This window comes from Arthrobacter sp. STN4 (assembly GCF_024539665.1).
Classification (GTDB): Bacteria; Actinomycetota; Actinomycetes; order Actinomycetales; family Micrococcaceae; genus Specibacter.
This window is the reverse complement of the sequence record NZ_JAKZGX010000003.1, coordinates 24198-41107: the sequence shown is the minus strand read 5'-3', so window position 1 is coordinate 41107 and position 16910 is coordinate 24198. Positions and strand designations below refer to the sequence as shown.

At 67.4% G+C, this 16910-nt stretch carries 12 protein-coding genes; 9 read left to right on the top strand and 3 right to left on the bottom strand.

All coding sequences use genetic code 11. The annotated features are described in order from the left end of the window. Window positions 1-7: 7 nt before the first annotated feature. Window positions 8-1333 (bottom strand): MFS transporter, encoded by a 1326-nt coding sequence (locus tag MMF96_RS03665; RefSeq protein ID WP_176617599.1) that lies wholly within the window; start codon window positions 1331-1333, stop codon window positions 8-10. A 70-nt stretch (window positions 1334-1403) separates the two neighbouring features. Here MMF96_RS03665 and ftsY point away from each other — a divergent pair, with 70 nt between their 5' ends. From ftsY to MMF96_RS03650, 3 genes are all read left to right on the top strand, one after another. Continuing rightward, complete coding sequence (gene ftsY, locus MMF96_RS03660; protein ID WP_176617600.1) at window positions 1404-2606, top strand: signal recognition particle-docking protein FtsY; 1203 nt, start codon at window positions 1404-1406, stop codon at window positions 2604-2606. Between the two features lie 208 nt (window positions 2607-2814). Continuing rightward, entirely contained in the window at window positions 2815-4173 is a 1359-nt protein-coding gene (locus tag MMF96_RS03655) for an ammonium transporter (protein ID WP_176617601.1), read from the top strand. After that, window positions 4170-4508, top strand: a complete 339-nt coding sequence (locus MMF96_RS03650; protein WP_176617602.1) for a P-II family nitrogen regulator — start codon at window positions 4170-4172, stop codon at window positions 4506-4508. The genes MMF96_RS03655 and MMF96_RS03650 overlap by 4 nt, the downstream gene beginning before the upstream one ends. A 101-nt stretch (window positions 4509-4609) precedes the next feature. Here the strand turns inward: MMF96_RS03650 and MMF96_RS03645 are convergent, their stop codons facing one another. After that, window positions 4610-6010 carry a glucose-6-phosphate dehydrogenase gene (locus MMF96_RS03645; RefSeq protein ID WP_176617634.1) on the bottom strand — a complete coding sequence of 467 codons (1401 nt, stop codon included), beginning with the start codon at window positions 6008-6010 and terminating at the stop codon, window positions 4610-4612. A gap of 403 nt (window positions 6011-6413) precedes the next feature. On the opposite strand from MMF96_RS03645, the gene ffh reads away from it, so the two are divergent. Beyond that, the gene (gene ffh / locus MMF96_RS03640; RefSeq protein WP_176617603.1) at window positions 6414-7985 is read left to right on the top strand and encodes a signal recognition particle protein; all 1572 of its coding nucleotides are present in this window, start codon (window positions 6414-6416) and stop codon (window positions 7983-7985) included. A 105-nt stretch (window positions 7986-8090) separates the two neighbouring features. Here ffh and MMF96_RS03635 read toward each other — a convergent pair whose 3' ends face one another. Then, window positions 8091-9521: an MFS transporter gene (locus MMF96_RS03635; protein ID WP_176617604.1), complete on the bottom strand. Its 1431-nt coding sequence runs from the start codon at window positions 9519-9521 to the stop codon at window positions 8091-8093. A 488-nt stretch (window positions 9522-10009) separates the two neighbouring features. Here MMF96_RS03635 and MMF96_RS03630 point away from each other — a divergent pair, with 488 nt between their 5' ends. The 5 genes from MMF96_RS03630 to MMF96_RS03610 all read left to right on the top strand — a co-directional run bounded on the left by MMF96_RS03630 (window position 10010) and on the right by MMF96_RS03610 (window position 16892). Continuing rightward, entirely contained in the window at window positions 10010-11713 is a 1704-nt protein-coding gene (locus MMF96_RS03630) for an ABC transporter substrate-binding protein (protein WP_218063207.1), read from the top strand. Window positions 11714-11832: 119 nt separating this feature from the next. Continuing rightward, window positions 11833-12777 carry an ABC transporter permease gene (locus MMF96_RS03625; RefSeq protein WP_176617606.1) on the top strand — a complete coding sequence of 315 codons (945 nt, stop codon included), beginning with the start codon at window positions 11833-11835 and terminating at the stop codon, window positions 12775-12777. After that, window positions 12774-13709 carry an ABC transporter permease gene (locus MMF96_RS03620; RefSeq protein ID WP_256882590.1) on the top strand — a complete coding sequence of 312 codons (936 nt, stop codon included), beginning with the start codon at window positions 12774-12776 and terminating at the stop codon, window positions 13707-13709. The genes MMF96_RS03625 and MMF96_RS03620 overlap by 4 nt, the downstream gene beginning before the upstream one ends. 45 nt (window positions 13710-13754) lie before the next feature. Then, window positions 13755-16076 carry an ABC transporter ATP-binding protein gene (locus MMF96_RS03615; protein WP_256882589.1) on the top strand — a complete coding sequence of 774 codons (2322 nt, stop codon included), beginning with the start codon at window positions 13755-13757 and terminating at the stop codon, window positions 16074-16076. A 72-nt stretch (window positions 16077-16148) separates the two neighbouring features. Next, a complete protein-coding gene (locus MMF96_RS03610; protein ID WP_176617607.1) occupies window positions 16149-16892 on the top strand; it encodes an alpha/beta fold hydrolase in 744 nt (247 codons plus the stop codon). Window positions 16893-16910 lie beyond the last annotated feature (18 nt).

Below are 16910 nucleotides of genomic sequence, written 5' to 3'. Positions count from 1 at the left end.
GGGCGGGTCAGCGCTGCGTTTCCGCGGCGGGCAGCCAGAACACCACGGCCACCAGGGCCACCGCCGTTGCCATCAAGAACGCGACGCCGTAGGAGAACAGGTCCACCAGGTAGCCGGCGGCGATGGGGCCGATGATGGCGCCGAAGTCCGAGCACATCTGGAACGTGGCCAGCACCTTGCCGCCGGAGCGTTCATTGCCAATCACATCCGCCACGGTGGCCTGCTGGGCCGGGCCCATGAGCCCGCTGCCCAGCCCGGCCACGAGGGAGATGGCGAAGAACCAGAACACGCCGCCGGTGAATCCCAGCACGCCCATGCCCAGGCCGTTGACGAGCAGGCCGAGCAGGATCATCGGCTTGCGTCCCCAGGTGTCGGCCAGCCTGCCGGAAAACATCAGCGCAATCCCGGTGCCGATCGCGAAGACGGCCAGCGAGATCCCGGCCACCTCCGGCCCCGCGCCCAGCGCTGCCGTGGCGAACAGCGGCACCAGCGCCATGCGGATCCCAAATGCCGACCACCCGTTCGCGAAGCTCGAGGCCAGCACGGCCCGGTACGCCGGGACTCCCAGGGCTGTGCGCAGCAGGAGCGGCTCCTGCCTCCCCGGGGCCGGCTCCTGCCTCCCCGGCCCCGGCAGCGTGCCCGGTGCCGCGGCGTCGCCGTCCGACGTCGTCCAGGCCGGCTCCCCAACGCGGGCACCGGCCCTGGCGGCGGGGCGCGCCGCTTCCTTCCCCGGGGCGGCGGCCGGCAACTGGGTGGCGACCAGGAGCGCCACCAGGACCAGCGCCCCGGCGTACACCAGGAACGGCAGCTGCAGGCCAAATCCGGCGAGCAGCCCTCCGGCCGCCGGGCCCGTGATGTTGCCGAGCAGGAACGAGCCGGCATACAGGCTGGAGACCTTGCCGCGGGCCTGCGGGGGAGCGAGGCGGATCAGCAGTCCCATGGCGGAGACCGTGAACATCGTGGAACCGATCCCGCCCAAGCCGCGGAACAACAGCAGCTGCCAGTAGTTCTGCGCAAACGCGCAGGCCGCGGAGGACGCGGCCACGATCAGGATCCCCAGGATGTAGGTGCGGCGTTCACCGAGCCGTTCCACGAGGACGCCGCTGAGCGGGGCAAACACCAGCCGGGTGAACGCGAATACGCTGACCACCACGGCGGCCGCCCCCACGCTGACGTGGAAACTTTGCGCGAATTGCGGCAGCACCGGCGCCACGATCCCGAAGCCGATGGCAATGAGGAACGCGGCGGCGACCAGGACCTTGATCTCGCGGGGAAGCTTCACGGCGGGCGGATCGACGGTTTCGGGGGCGGGGCTGGGCATGGACATCAGCATCGAGTTTGCCACAGCCGCGGGGCGGCCGGGTCCAGGCCGGGGATTCCGGGCCCCGTGAGAGACTTGGACGGTGAACGAAACTCTTGCCATCATCCTGTACATCGTCATTGGGCTTGCGATTATCGGCGGCCTTGTCCCTGTCTTCTTGAAGGTCCGGAAGAACACACAAAACTACACGGGCCCGCGCGACGCCAACGATCCCGCACCCGTGGAACCGGCGGAAGGACAGGCCGGGGGTGCATCCCAAGGCCCCGGCACCCTGGTGGAGGAGCGCCCCGAAGGCCAAGCCCCGGCGTCGGAGTTGCAGACGGCGGAGGTGGCAACGGAAGCCCCGGCGCTGGAAACGCCGCTCCCCGCCGAGGGGCGCCTGGTCCGGCTGCGGGCCCGGCTGTCGAAGTCGAACAACGCGTTGGGCAAGGGCCTGCTGGCGCTGCTCTCGCGGGACACCATCGACGACAACGTGTGGGACGAGGTTGAGGAGACGCTGCTGCTGGCGGACATCGGCACCAATTCCACCATGGAACTCGTGGACACGCTGCGCGCGCGTGTCAAGGTCCTGGGCACCCGCAGCGCCGACCATGTCCAGGCCATGCTGCGCGAGGAACTCATCAAGCTCGTGGACCCCGCCATGGACCGCAGCCTGAACATCGCCCGCCACGACGGGCGCCCGGCCGTGCTCATGGTGGTCGGCGTCAACGGCGTCGGCAAGACCACCACGGTGGGCAAGCTGGCCCGCGTGCTCGTGGCCGAGGAGAAGGACGTGCTGCTGGGCGCGGCCGACACCTTCCGCGCCGCGGCCGCCGAGCAGCTGGCAACCTGGGGCGCGCGCGTGGGCGTGCCCACCGTGAAGTCCGACGTCGATGGCGCGGACCCTGCCTCCGTCGCCTTTGAAGCGGTAAAGGCCGGCATCGAGCAGGAAGTCGATGTGGTCATGGTGGACACCGCCGGGCGCCTGCAGAACAAGGTGGGCCTGATGGATGAGCTGGGCAAGGTCAAGCGCGTCATCGAAAAGCAGGCCACCGTGGACGAGGTCCTGCTGGTCCTGGACGCCACCACCGGGCAGAACGGACTGACTCAGGCGAAGGTGTTTGCCGAGGTGGTGAACATCACCGGCATTGTGCTGACCAAGCTGGACGGCACGGCGAAGGGCGGCATTGTGGTGGCCATCCAAAAGACGCTTGGCGTGCCGGTCAAGCTGGTGGGCCTGGGCGAAGGTGCGGACGACCTCGCGCCGTTTGAGGCCGAGGGCTTCGTGGACGCGCTGCTGTCCTAGGGCCATTCGCAAGGCAGGGCCGCCGGCGCCCGTAACGTGCCGGAAACATAAGCGGCGCCAGGAATTAACCTGGCGCCGCTTTTTGTAACATCACGGCAATCTTTGCCGCGCGCGGGTGAAACATGCCCACGGGAGAGTTGTAAGTGTCCAGATTGCACAGCCCCTTGGATGGCGGCGGCAGCACTTCTTGCAACGAAAGGCCGTAAACATGAACACCGGAGATACCGCCTGGGTCCTTGTCTCCGCAGCCCTGGTGCTGCTGATGACACCCGGCCTGGCCTTCTTCTACGGCGGCATGACCCGTGCCAAGGGCGTGCTGAACATGATGATGATGAGCTTCGGAGCCATCGCCGTCGTCGGGGTCCTGTGGATCCTGTTCGGCTACTCGGCGGCGTTCGGGAACGACGTGGGCGGCGGCCTTCTGGGCAACCCGTTCGCCAAGCTGGGACTGCAGGGCGTCCTTGACACCGGCAAGGCCATGCCGCTGGTCGGCACCATTCCGGAACTTGCGTTCGTCGGCTTCCAGGCCGTGTTCGCCATCATCACCGTGGCCCTCATCAGCGGCGCCATTGCGGACCGCGCCAAGTTCGGTGCCTGGATGGTGTTCGCCGCCATCTGGGTGACCGTGGTGTACTTCCCGGTGGCGCACTGGGTGTTTGACTTCAACACCGGCCCGGGCGGCGCCAAGACCGGTGGCTGGCTGGGCCAGGGACTGGGCGTCATCGACTTTGCCGGCGGGACCGCCGTCCACATCAACGCCGGTGCCGCTGCCCTGGCACTGTGCCTGATCCTGGGCAAGCGCAAGGGCTTCGGCAAGGACCCGGGCCACCGCCCCCACAACATGCCGTTCGTGATGCTGGGCGCCGGCCTGCTCTGGTTCGGCTGGTTCGGCTTCAATGCCGGCTCCGCCCTCGGCGCCAACGGAATCGCCGGCTATGCCTGGATCAACACGCTCGCCGCCCCCTGTGCCGCCACGCTTGGCTGGCTGCTGGTGGAAAGGCTGCGCGACGGACACGCCACCTCCCTGGGTGCCGCCTCGGGCGCCGTCGCCGGCCTGGTCGCCATCACCCCGGCCTGCGCCGCCGTCACCCCCGTATGGGCCATGGTCCTGGGACTGCTGGCCGGCGTCGTCTGCGCCATGGCCGTGGGCCTGAAGTTCCGCCTCGGCTTTGACGACTCGCTCGACGTCGTCGGTGTCCACCTGGTCGGTGGCATCATCGGCACCTTGTTCATCGGGCTGGCCGCAGACCCCAACGCGCCGTCCGCCGGCCACGGCCTGTTTTACGGCGGCGGGCTGGAACTGCTCGGCAAGCAGGCGGTCGGGGCGTTCTCCGTCTTCCTGTACTCCTTCGTCCTGGCGTTCATCATCGGCTGGATCATCAACAAGACCATGGGCTTCCGCATCTCTGCCGCCCACGAGGCTGCCGGCATCGACATCTCGGTCCACGCAGAATCGGCCTATGACTTCGGCAGCCACATCGCCGGCAGCTTCCACCCCCTGCACGGGAACCCCGCCCTGCAGCAGCACGCAGCCCCCGCCCGCATTCAGTCAAAGGTTGACGCATGAAACTGATCACCGCCATCATCCGGCCCGAACAGCTCGACGAGGTCCGCAGCGGCCTGGAAAGCTACGGCGTCCAGGGGCTGACCGTCAGCGGCGCGCACGGCTACGGCCGCCAGCGCGGGCACACCGAGGTCTACCGCGGCGCCGAATACACGGTGGACCTGCACGAGAAGATCCGCATCGAGGTCCTCACCTCCGACGAACGCGCCTGGGACCTGATGGACATCATCGTGGCCAGTTCCAACACCGGAACGGCCGGCGACGGCAAGGTATGGATGGTGGAGGTCTTTGAAGCCGTCCGCGTCCGCACCGGCGAACGCGGGGTGGCCGCGATCTGAAGTCATTCCACGGACGACGCCGGCACCCGGGTGGGCAGTGAACCCCACCCGGGTGCCGGCGTCGTTTGTGGCGCGCCAGGGTCCTTGGTCGTTGCCGGCGCTCAGTCGTTGCTGGTGGTCCAGTCCGCAGGTCCGTTGGAACCGGCGGCATATTCCTCCATGGGCACCTTGCCTGCCTTCCACGCAGCGAATGCCGGCTCCACGATCCGCCAGCAGTCCTCGGCAGTGTCGCCGCGGACGGACAGCAGCGGGTCTCCGCTGAGCACGCCTTCAAGGACTTCACCGTAGGGCAGCAGCGGATCGCTAGCCAGTTCCGTTTCCAGCTGCACGCGGTCCAGCGTGAAGAGGTCGCCCGGGCCGTTGACGTCCAGGTCCAGCGTCAGTGTTTCCGGCCCGAATCCGACGTGGAGGCGGGTGGGGGAGTCGGTGCCGGTGAAGCCCAGCGGCAGGTGCGGGACCGGCTTGTACGTCACCACGGCCTCCTTGCGCGCCCGGCCCAGGGCCTTCCCGGAGCGCAGCACAAACGGCACGCCGGCCCAGCGCCAGTTGTTGACGTAAACCTCCACTTCGGCCAGCGTCTCCGTCTCGTTTGCCGGGTCCACGCCGTCCTCGGCCACATAGTCGGGCACTTTCCGCCTGCCGATGGAGCCTGCCGTGTAGCGGGCGCGCCGGGTGGAGTCGGCCAGATCCGGCTTGTAGGAGTTGCCGATGGTGCTGGCGCGCAGCACCGCGGCTATGGCGGAGCGGACATCCTGTTCGCCCAGTGTGGCCGGCGGCTCCATGGCCATGATGGCCATGATCTGCAGGAGGTGGCTTTGGATCATGTCCTTGCCCGCCCCGGCGTGGTCGTAGTACCGGGCCCGGTTTTCCAGGGTCAGGTCCTCGTCGAAGATGATCTCCACCTTTTCAATGTGCACGCCGTTCCACAGCGGTTCCAGCAGCCGGTTGGCAAAGCGCAGCCCCATGATGTTCAGCACCGTGGACTTGCCCAGGAAGTGGTCCACGCGGTGGATGTGGTCCTCGGGGACCAGCCGCGCCAACGTGGCGTTAAGCGCATGGGCGGATTCGGCGCTGGAGCCGAACGGCTTTTCCATCACCAGCCGGGTTCCGGCCGGCAGGTCCTTTTTCTTCAAGACCTTGCAGGCCTCCTGGCTGATGGCCGGCGGCAGGGCGAAGTAGAGTGCCACGGGGCCTTCCACCGTGGCCAGCAGTTCCCCCAGTGCACCCTTGGCGGTCACGTCCACCTGCTCGTAGCGGCTGTCCTTCTGGACGCTTTTCAGCTCCTTGATGCCGGCCGCGGTGGACTCGCCGCCCGGTGCCAGGGCGTCGGCAAAGCTGTCCGAGAGCCGGTCCTGCCACTTCGAGGCGTCCCAGTCGTCGCTGCCGGCACCCACCAGCGTGATGCCGGGCGCGCGCCCCGAGGCGATGAGACGGGCGACGCCGGGCAACAACAGCCTGCCCGTCAGGTCGCCCGAGGCGCCCAGGATGACCAGCGTCTTGATGCGCTCACCGGCAGGCGGGCTGCCGGCGGCCGCGCCGGACGCCGGGGCACTGGCGGACGACGAGCCGCGGGCTGCAGACGTGGTGGACTGGGGGCTGCGGGACGTTCTTGTGGTTTTGGTCACGATCCCAGCATGCCACTTTGTCCGGTGGATTTCCTTTCCCCCGGCACGGCCGTGTTGCCGGCCGGGCCACGGCTGCCGGCAGCGAAAACGTGCAACGAACCGGCCCTGCACTTGGTACCCTTGATAGTTGAGTCCTACAGGAAAGGGAGCGGGCAGCACTGCCGCCCGCCGTTCTCATCCTGCACATTCGAAATCGCCGCACCCGTCGTTCGCGGCCCGGCCGCCACGGCGGGGCCGCGCGGGTGATGGCTGTATCCCAGACGAAAGAAGTACACGGCGCGTGTTCAACTCCCTATCTGACCGGCTGACAGCAACTTTCAAGAACCTGCGCGGCAAGGGCCGGCTGAGTGAAGCCGACGTCGACGCCACCGTCCGGGAAATCCGCCGTGCCCTGTTGGACGCCGACGTGGCGGTGCCCGTGGTGCGCGAATTCACCGCCAAGGTCCGCGAACGCGCGCTCGGCGCGGAGGTCAACGAGGCCCTGAACCCGGCGCAGCAGATCGTCAAGATTGTCAACGAAGAGCTGGTGACGATCCTGGGCGGGGAGACCCGGCGCATCAACCTGGCGAAAAACCCGCCCACCGTGATCATGCTTGCCGGCCTTCAGGGCGCGGGGAAGACCACGCTGGCCGGCAAGCTGTCCAAGTGGCTCAAGGCCCAGGGCCACAGCCCGCTCCTGGTCGCCGCGGACCTCCAGCGCCCCAACGCCGTCAAGCAGCTCCAGGTCAACGGTGAGCGCGCCGGCGTGCCCGTCTTCGCCCCGCACCCCGGCGTCAGCAGCGAATTTGAATCCGCCACCGGCGATCCCGTGGCCGTTGCCCAGGCCGGCGTGGCCGAGGCCAAGTCCAAGCTGCACGACGTCGTCATCGTCGACACCGCCGGCCGCCTCGGCATCGATGCCGAGCTGATGGCACAGGCGGCCAACATCCGTGCCGCGATCAACCCGGACGAGGTCCTCTTCGTCATCGACGCCATGATCGGCCAGGACGCCGTCAACACGGCCCAGGCGTTCAACGAGGGCGTGAACTTTACCGGCGTGGTCCTCTCCAAGCTCGACGGCGACGCCCGCGGCGGTGCTGCCCTGTCGGTGGCATCCGTAACCGGCAAGCCCGTCATGTTCGCCTCCACCGGCGAGTCCCTGGACGATTTTGAACTGTTCCACCCGGACCGCATGGCCAGCCGCATCCTGGACATGGGCGACGTCCTGACGCTCATTGAGCAGGCGGAAAAGAACTGGGACAAGGGCGAAGCGGAGCGCATGGCGCGCAAGTTCGCCGACCAGGAAGACTTCACCCTGGACGACTTCCTGTCCCAGATGCAGCAGATCCGCAAAATGGGCTCCATGAAGAAGATGCTCATGATGATGCCCGGCGCGGCCAACATCCGCCAGCAACTGGAAAACTTCGACGAGCGTGAAATCGACCGGGTCGAGGCGATCGTCCGTTCCATGACCCCGCACGAGCGCGTCGCGCCGAAGATCATCAACGGCTCCCGCCGCGCCCGCATCGCCAAGGGTTCCGGCGTGCACGTCTCCGAGGTCAACGGCCTGCTGGAGCGCTTTGGCCAGGCCCAGAAGATGATGAAGAAAATGGCCCAGGGCGGCGGCATCCCCGGCATGCCCGGTGTCCCCGGTCCCGGCGGTTTCAAGGGCGGCCGAAAGGGCAGGCAGTCGCCGAAGAAGAAGGCCCGCTCCGGCAACCCCGCCAAGGCCGCCGCCGAGCTGCGTGCCGCGCAGGACAAGGCATCCGCCCCCAAACCGCTGCCCACCGGTGCGTCCTTTGGCGCCGGCAACGAGGACTTTGACCCGGCCAGCCTGAACCTGCCCAAGGGCTTCGAGAAGTTCCTCAAGTAGCACCCCGGCCCCTTTTGGGGGAAGGTGCGACGGCGTCCGGGCCGCCGTGGTGCCGCGCAGCCGCGGGCCGGCGTCGGCCTACCTGCCCGCCCTCGGTGGCTCCGGTCAGGACGTGACGCCCGGACGGGGCCGGCGGATGCGCTGGGCCAGTGCCAGGGCCGCCAGTGCGGGCAGGATCGTGAGGGCGAAGCAGCCGGTGAACGGCCAGGCCCCGCCCAGTCCGGCAAAGGCGGCAAACACGATTGCCGTCGCAGCCAGGGACATGGACGCGCCGATGGAATCGGCAATGCTGAGCGCGGAGCTGTTGAAGCCCTGGCTCTCCACCGTGGAGTATTCCAGCGTTGCAACGCTGGTGCGCGGGTACATCAGGCCCATGCCGAAGCCTCCCACGGCCCACCCCGCAATGGCGGTCGCGGGCACCAGGGCGAAGGCTGCAGTCGCACCGGCCGCGGCAATGGCCAGGCACAGGAGCAGGGCGCCGAAGCGGACGCTGCGCGCATGGGACAGGCGCGCAGCCAGCCGGCTTTGCAGCCATGACCCGCCCGCCCAGCAGACGCCGGAGGCGGTCACGGAGAGCCCGGCTGCCAGGGGCGGGAAGCCGTACCGGACGGTCAACAGGTAGGGGATGTAGACGTCAGCGCCGAAGAAAGCACCCGAGGCAAGGCCGCGGCTGAGAATCACGCTGGGCAGCCCGGCACCGGAGCGCAAGGTGCGTCGGGGGAGCAACGGGCGCAGCGCCAGCAACACGACGACGGCTGCTGCCGCGGGGCCGGCCCACAGCAGCGGGCCTTTTGAATCGGCCAGCAAATTCAGGGCCAGCACGGCGACGGCGGCCAGCAGCGACCAGCCGAGGCGGCCAAGTTCCCAGGGCACGGGCTTTCTTTCGGCGGTGCCGCGGCCATCGGCACCTGCCCCGGGAGTCCGAAGCCTTGCCATGGCGGGGACCACCATGGCCAGGGCGCCCGCCACGAGCACGATGACCCCGAGGAACACCCACCGCCAGCCCAGGGTTTGGGCGATCAGGCCGGCGACCAGCGGGCCGATGAGCGAGGGCACCACCCAGCAGGCGGCGAAGGCCGCGAAGATCTGGGGGTGCAGCCCGGGCGGGTAGGCGCGGGCCACCACCACGTACAAGGCAACTGTCAGGGCGCCGGTGCCCAGCCCCTCCACGAGCCGGCCCGCCAGGAACACGGCCATGTCCGGAGCCGTGCCGACCACGGCAAGCCCGGCGGTGAACAGGACCACCGAGGCGTACAAGGGGCCACGCGGTCCTTCGCGGTCGGACCAGTTGCCGGCCGCCACCATTCCCACCACGCCGGCCGCCAGCGGGCCGGCAAAGGCCAGGGCGTACAGCGCTGCCCCGTTGAGTGCTGCGCTGATGGTGGGCATGACGGTGGTGACGGCCAAGGCCTCAAAGGCGGACAGCACGATGAGGGCGCAGATGCCCAGGGTGACCGTCCGGTAGCCGCGGCCCAGGATCCCGCCGGGTGAAACCTGTGCGGACGGAACAACGGAGTCCTCCTCGTCGACGCTCACACACGTCAGCTTAGAACCTCAACGGGTCCCGGGCCATCGTGTCCCCGCCAGGGGCATCACAGCTCAAGGTCCCACCTCTTGGCCGGGGAGATTGCAGGAAACTGGCAGGATATTGCCAGAAACCGCCCAGCGCGCCCGAAGATCCCCGGTGCGCCGCACCGCAGGCCGTTTGTGTCAACCCTTGGGGCCTGACAAAGGGCAAATCGTTGTCAAATTGCGGCCTGACAGTGCGGCAGTGGAGGTTTAGACTCGGATTTAGGAGCCTTGCGAAGACCAAACTGATCCACCACCGCCTGGCTCTGCCATGGAGGCGCATCATGAAAAAATTGCGAACTCATGGGGGGATCATCCGGAAGCCGATCTTTCGGATATTGGGAATTATCGCAGCGGTATTGCTGGCGTTGACGGCATGTTCCTCGGGAGGTGGTTCCCCGACAGCCACCAAAACTTCAGGGACCAACCCCGGAAAAGCCGCTGACACCGCAACAATGGCTTTGCCGCCAAATACGGTCCCGAACTGGATCTGGCCGTTTTCGCCACTTGCCGACTTCTCGGTAGCCAACGGTTCGGACCTGCAGTTCCTCATGTTCCGGCCGCTGTATTGGTTTGGGAACCAAGGCAAGGCTGAGATCAATGATTCCCTCAGCCTGGCCGCGGAGCCGACGTACAGCAACGGCGGCAAGACGGTCACCATCAAGCTGAAGGACTACAAGTGGTCCAACGGTGAGACCTTGACCTCACAGAACGTGATGTTCTGGTTCAACATGCTCAAGGCCGAGAAAAAGAACTTCGCAGCGTACGCGCCGGGCCAGTTCCCGGACAACGTCGTCTCAGCGTCCGCGCCGGACGCGAAGACCGTGGTGTTCAACACAAACAAGGCCTACAGCCAGCAGTGGTTCCTGTACAACCAGTTGAGCACCATCACCCCGATGCCGAACGCCTGGGACATGACGGCTGCCAACACCAAGGGCGACTGTGCCACGAATGAATCCGGCTGTGCCGCGGTCTACGCGTATTTGACGGCCCAGTCCAAGGACCTGCCGACGTACGCCACGAACCCGCTGTGGCAGGTGGTCGACGGGCCGTGGAAGCTGTCCAAGTTCAACGCCGACGGGCACCTCACCTTCGTGCCGAACACCAGCTACTCCGGTCCGGTCAAGCCCGCACTCAAGGAGTTCATCGAGGTTCCGTTCACCACGGACTCTGCTGAATTCAACGTGCTGCGTGCCGGGGACACCATCGATGTGGGCTACCTGCCCACGCAGGACCTGAAGCAGGCCAAGCCCGCCAACACCGGACCGGCCGAGGCCGGGCCGAACCCGTTGAGCACCAACTACACGCTGGCACCGTGGTTCCTGTACGGCGTCAACTACTTCCCGATCAATTTCAACAACCCCACCGTGGGGCCGATCTTCAAGCAGCTCTACTTCCGCCAGGCACTGCAGTCAGTGGTTGACCAAAAGGGCATCCTGGGCTCGGCCGCCAAGAACTACGGGGTTCCGACCACGGGGCCGGTCCCGCTGTATCCGTCGGACAGCCCGTTGATTTCCCAAACCGAGAAGAACAACCCGTATCCGTTCAGCATCGCAAATGCGAAGAAATACCTCACTGACAACGGCTGGACCGTCAACCCGGGCGGCACGAGCGTTTGTGCCAAGCCGGGAACCGGTGCCGGCGAGTGCGGCGCAGGGGTTGCGGCCGGTGCAAAGATGGACTTCGACCTGCAGTATGCCAGTGGCAACCAGACGATCACCACGGCCATGCAGTCCATGAAGTCCAACGCAGCGCAGGTCGGAATCACGCTGAACATCTCCTCGGAACCGTTCAACAAGGTCATCGCTGCGGCCAGCCCCTGCAGCGGCAAGACCTGCACATGGCAGATGGCGAACTGGGGCGGCGGCTGGGTGTACCTGCCCGACTACTACCCGACCGGTGAGGAACTGTGGCAGACGGGGGCAGGGTCCAACAGCGGCAGCTACTCCAACCCCATGGTCGACCAGCTGATCACCAACACCACCACCACGAGCGGCGTTGATGTGTTGCACGCCTACGAAGATGCCCTGGCCAAGGACCTGCCGGTGATCTGGCAGCCGAATTACACCTACAGCCTGACTGAGGTGGCCAACGGCCTCAAGGGTGCGACGACGCAGAACCCGTACAGCCCCATCAACCCCGAGAACTGGGCCTGGTGACCAGTGCCAGGACAAGCAAAGGGTTGCGACAACAAGTGAAGGTCACGACAACGGGGTGAGCCGGGCATGGCGGCAGCAGGAACAAACATCGGTACGATGCCAGCAGGGATTGTGGCGTCATGATCGGTTATATCCTGCGCCGCCTGGCCCAGTCCATCCTGGTGGTTTTTGTCGTGACCATCATCGTCTTCATCCTGCTGCACCAGCTTCCGGGCGGCGCGGCCAGGGCCATTCTGGGACCACGGGCCACCGCGCTCCAGATCGCCCAGTTCAATGCCGCAAACGGCTATGACCAGCCCCTGCTCATCCAATACTTCGGACAGCTGGGGCAGTGGTTTAGCGGCAACTTCGGCTTTTCCATCAAACTCAACCAGTCGGTCAGCTCACTGCTGGTGGAGCGGCTGCCCAAGACGGTGATCCTGTCACTGTTGTCCCTGCTGCTGACGGTGCTGGTGGCCGTGCCGCTGGGCATTTACCAGGCAGTGCGGCGCAACCGCGTCCCCGACTACATCGCCACCGGCTTTTCCTTCATCTTCTATGCGGCACCGACCTTTTTCATCGGCCTGGTCGTGATTGAGGTCTTCTCCCAAAACTTGGGCTGGTTCCCGCCGGAAGCCCCCCAGTCCAATGGCATCGGCCCCATCTTTGGACAGTTTGACGCCATGATCCTGCCCATTGTCACCCTGGCCCTGCTCAGCATTGCCGGTTTCTCCCGGTACATGCGCTCCTCCGTGCTGGACAACATTGACCAGGACTACGTCCGCACCGCCCAGGCCAAGGGCGCCTCGCCGCAGCGTGTGCTGTACCACCACGTCCTGCGCAACGCCCTGATCCCCATCATCACGCTGCTTGGCCTGTCGCTGCCGGCCCTTTTTGCCGGCGCCCTGGTCACCGAATCCATCTTCAACTTTCCCGGCATGGGCCTGCTCTTTTGGCAGGCGGCGCAGTCCTCGGACTATCCCGTGGAACTCGGCGTGGTGATCATCACCGCCTTTGCCACCGTGGCCGGCAACCTCCTGGCGGACGTCTCGCTGGCCATTATCGATCCGAGGGTGAAGCTGTGAGCGATCCGGGCAGGGCAGAGGTTGAGGTTTCCGGGGCACTGCCGGAGCCGGTGCACGCCGCCACGGGGCTGCCCGTCGGCAAGGCCAAGAGCATGTTCCGCCTCGGCTTTGAGGTTTTCATCCAAAACAAGCTGGCCATCGTGGGGCTCGTGGTGCTGGCGCTCGCCGTGCTGTTTTGCTTCGTCGCCCCGCTGTTCTACCGCACGGACCAGGTGACGGTCAACCTGCTCCAGACAAACCTGCCGCCGGGCCCGGGCCACCCGCTGGGCACCGACGAGACAGGTTATGACGAGCTTGGCCGGTTGATGGTGGGCGGGCAGACATCCCTGGCCATCGGCTTTGCCGCCGCCATCATCGCCACCATCGTCGGCACGGTGTGGGGTGCCATCGCCGGCTTCTTCGGGGGCGCGGTTGACGCCGTCATGATGCGCATTGTCGACGCCATCCTGTCCATCCCGATCCTGTTCCTGCTGCTCTTCCTCGTCACCATCGTCCGGCCCAGCATCCCGGTCATGATTTTCGTCCTGGGCCTGACAGCCTGGCTGGTCCCGGCGCGGCTGGTGCGCGGTGAATCGCTGACGCTGCGGGTGCGTGAATACGTCCAGGCAGTGCGCGTCATGGGTGGTTCGTCCTGGCATTCGGTGCTCCGGCACATCATGCCCAACGTGGTCGGCACCGTCATTGTCAACGCGACGTTCCAGGTGGCCGACGCCATCCTGCTCATCGCCTACCTGGGCTACCTGGGCCTGGGCATTTCCCCGCCGGCCACCGACTGGGGCGGCATGCTCAGCAACGGCTCCGCCTTCATCTTCCCGAACTACTGGTGGCTGATCTACCCTCCGGGGATCCTGATCATCGTGGTGGTGGTGGCCGTGAACCTTGTGGGCGACGGCCTGCGCGATTCGGTGGAGGTGCGGCTGCAGCGGCGCTGAGCATCCCGGCGTCGCACATCGGGTCACAGGGAAAGGACTTACGGCATGGCACTTCTGGAGATCAACGACCTCAGCACCGACATCCAGCTCAGCAAGTCGGTGGTCCATGCCCTGGACCATGTCACCCTCCATGTGGACGCCGGGGAGACGCTGGGGCTCGTGGGGGAGTCGGGCAGCGGCAAGACCATGACGGCCATGTCCATTGAGCGCCTGCTTCCGCCCGGGGGCCACATCACGCACGGCGAAATCCTGTTTGACGGCGAGGACCTGGTGCAGCTGGAGGAACCGCGGCTGCGGGAGATCCGCGGCGGGGACATCGGCATGATCTTCCAGGACCCCATGACCTCGCTGAACCCAGTCATGCCCATCGGGGACCAGGTGGCCGAACCGCTCATGCTCCACCGCGGCCTGTCCAAGTCGGCGGCCATGAAGCAGGTGGTGGAGATGTTCGGGCTGGTGGGCATTCCCAGCCCGCTCCAGCGGGTCAAGGACTTCCCGCACCAGCTGTCCGGCGGGCAGCGCCAGCGTGTCATGATCGCCATGGCGCTGATCTGCCAGCCCAAGCTGCTGATTGCGGATGAGCCGACCACGGCGCTGGACGTCACGGTGCAAAAGCAGATCCTGGAACTCGTGGACCGGTTGCGCCAGGAATTCCACATGGCCATGATCCTGGTGACCCACGACCTGGGCGTCATCGCCGGCAGCGCGGACCGGGTGGTGGTCATGTACGCCGGCAAGGTGGCGGAGATGGCGGACGTCCACACCCTGTTCGCCGCGCCCAAGCACCGCTACACGGATGCGTTGTTTGAGGCGCTGCCCGAGCGCGCGGCCGGCACGGGCGAGCGGCTGTACTCGATTCCGGGACTCCCTCCGGACCTCACCGAGCCGCCGCCTGCCTGCCGGTTCGCGCCGCGGTGCCGCTTCGCCGTTGAATCCTGCCGCACCCTGGTGCCGCCCACCACCACCATTTCCACCCCCTACGGGCCCCAGCAGTACGCCTGCTTCGTCCCGCGCACCACGCCGCTGAAGGTGCCCGAGCCCGTGGACCTGCGCACCATCATCCCCGAGGCCGCCCGTGTGGAGGCTGCCGAGCTGGAGGCGGGCATGGACCTTTCCGAGGTGGAGACGCCCGGCCGGATGGACGACGGCGGGCCCCGGCCGGGCGCGCCCGTCACCCCGGGGCCCGCCCACCGGGCGACGGAACGGCCGGGGGAGGACACGACGTCGGACGAGCGCACCTGGGTGGCACCCACCACCTTCATCCCGGCCGACGGCGTGCCGCTGCTGCAGATCCAGGGGGCCGTGAAGGATTTTCCGGTCACGGCCGGCGCCATCCTGCGTCGGCACGTGGGCGACATCAGCGCCGTCGCTGACGTCACGGTCTCCATCCCCCGCGGCCGGACGCTGGGGCTGGTGGGGGAGTCGGGCTGCGGGAAGACCACCCTGGGCCGGCTGGTGGTGGGGCTGGAGGTGCCCACCGGCGGCAGGATCCTGTTCCGGGGCCGGCGCATTTCGAAGCTGCGTGGCAAGGAGGCGAAGGAGGGCCGGCGCAACGTGCAGTTCATGTTCCAGGACTCCTACGCGTCGCTGGATCCGCGGATGCGCGTGCGGTCCATCCTGCGCGAGCCGCTGGACATCCAGCACGTGGGCACCGCGCGCGACCGCAACGACCGCGTCGATGAGCTGCTGGCCGCCGTCGGGCTGCCCGCCCGGGCGGCCGAGAGGTATCCGCACGAATTCTCCGGCGGGCAGCGCCAACGCATCGGGCTGGCCCGGGCACTGGCCCTGCAGCCCGGGCTGATCGTGGCCGACGAGCCCGTCTCCGCCCTGGACGTGTCGATCCAGGCGCAGGTGCTGAACCTGATGAAGGAACTCCAGCGGGACCGGGAGCTGACGTACCTTTTCATCAGCCACGACCTGTCCGTGGTGCGCTACCTCTCCGACGTCATCGCGGTCATGTACCTCGGCCGGATGGTGGAGGTGGGCCCGGCAGCGGCCGTGTATTCGCATCCGCTGCACCACTACACGCGCGGGCTGATCGACACCATCCCCATCCCGGACCCCGTCATTGAACGGAAGAAGGCGAAGCTGGGCGTGCGCGGGGAGCTGCCCTCGGCCATGAACCCGCCCAGCGGCTGTCGTTTCCGCACCCGCTGCCCCATGGCCCAGGAGATCTGCGCCAAGGTGGTGCCGCCGCTGCAGCCCGGCGGCGGATCGGTGCCCATGCCGGCGGACCGGCTGGAAGCCATGACCGCGGCCGCCGCCGCGCACGGAACCATCCCGCACATGACGGCCTGCCACTTTCCGATCAACGGCCACGCCGCCGCCGACACGCTGTCCGGGGGGCCGGAGGAGCCGGATGCGTGAGGCCCGTCCCCGGCCGGTGACCCGGGCCGCGGGGTCCCCGGCGTTGTCCGTCCCGTCCGGTAACCTGCTTGAATGACTAAACCCCGGATCGTGTTCGTGCACGGGATCGACGGCTATGGCGCCGCCGCATGGCCGGTCCAGCACCGCCTGGCCGGGCGTTACGATGCCCTGTTCCTGAAACGGACGGGCTTCGACGCCGTGGAGCCGCCCCTGCCCACTGACTTTGCCGCCGACGCCGGGATCGTCATCGACGCCCTGGACGGCGGCGCGCACCTGGTGGCACATGCCCAGGGCGCCATTGCCGCTGTCATGGCGGCCGTGGAGCGGCCCGATCTCGTCAAGTCGCTGGTCCTGGTGGAACCGGCGCTGCTGTCGCTGACGGCGGAACTGCCTGCCACCACCGCGTACCGTGAACACCTGGAGCCGCTTTTCGCGCGCAGTGCGTCGCTGACGGACGCGGCGTTTTCCGCCGAATTCCGCCGCCTGACCGCATCCATGAACGGGCCGGGCGCCCCGGCCGGCGGGGCATCGGGCCTCCGGGCGGGCCCGGCAGCGCCGCAAAGGGGTCCGGCGGAATCCGCGGCCAGGATCGCCGCCCGAGTGCACCTGCAGGCGCCACAGTGGGACGCGCCGGTCCACATAGTGCCCGGCGTGCCCACCCTGGTTGTGACCGGCGGATGGGAACCGCTTTACGAGGAGATCGCCGACTACCTCGCCACCACGGGCGCCCGCCACGAGGTCACCCGCGGCGGGCACCGCCCGCAGGACTCGGAGGAAGGCGCCGCGCTGATTGAGGAATTCATCGCCCGGCATTGAGTCCGGCGGACGGGGCGG

Excerpts from the sequence above, each read along its gene's own strand:
- MMF96_RS03665 (WP_176617599.1), bottom strand. The coding sequence starts at position 1,333 with ATGCTGATGTCCATGCCCAGCCCCGCCCCCGAAACCGTCGATCCGCCC.
- MMF96_RS03655 (WP_176617601.1), top strand. The coding sequence starts at position 2,815 with ATGAACACCGGAGATACCGCCTGGGTCCTTGTCTCCGCAGCCCTGGTG.
- MMF96_RS03650 (WP_176617602.1), top strand. The coding sequence starts at position 4,170 with ATGAAACTGATCACCGCCATCATCCGGCCCGAACAGCTCGACGAGGTC.
- MMF96_RS03630 (WP_218063207.1), top strand. The coding sequence starts at position 10,010 with ATGGCTTTGCCGCCAAATACGGTCCCGAACTGGATCTGGCCGTTTTCG.
- MMF96_RS03625 (WP_176617606.1), top strand. The coding sequence starts at position 11,833 with ATGATCGGTTATATCCTGCGCCGCCTGGCCCAGTCCATCCTGGTGGTT.
- MMF96_RS03615 (WP_256882589.1), top strand. The coding sequence starts at position 13,755 with ATGGCACTTCTGGAGATCAACGACCTCAGCACCGACATCCAGCTCAGC.
- MMF96_RS03610 (WP_176617607.1), top strand. The coding sequence starts at position 16,149 with ATGACTAAACCCCGGATCGTGTTCGTGCACGGGATCGACGGCTATGGC.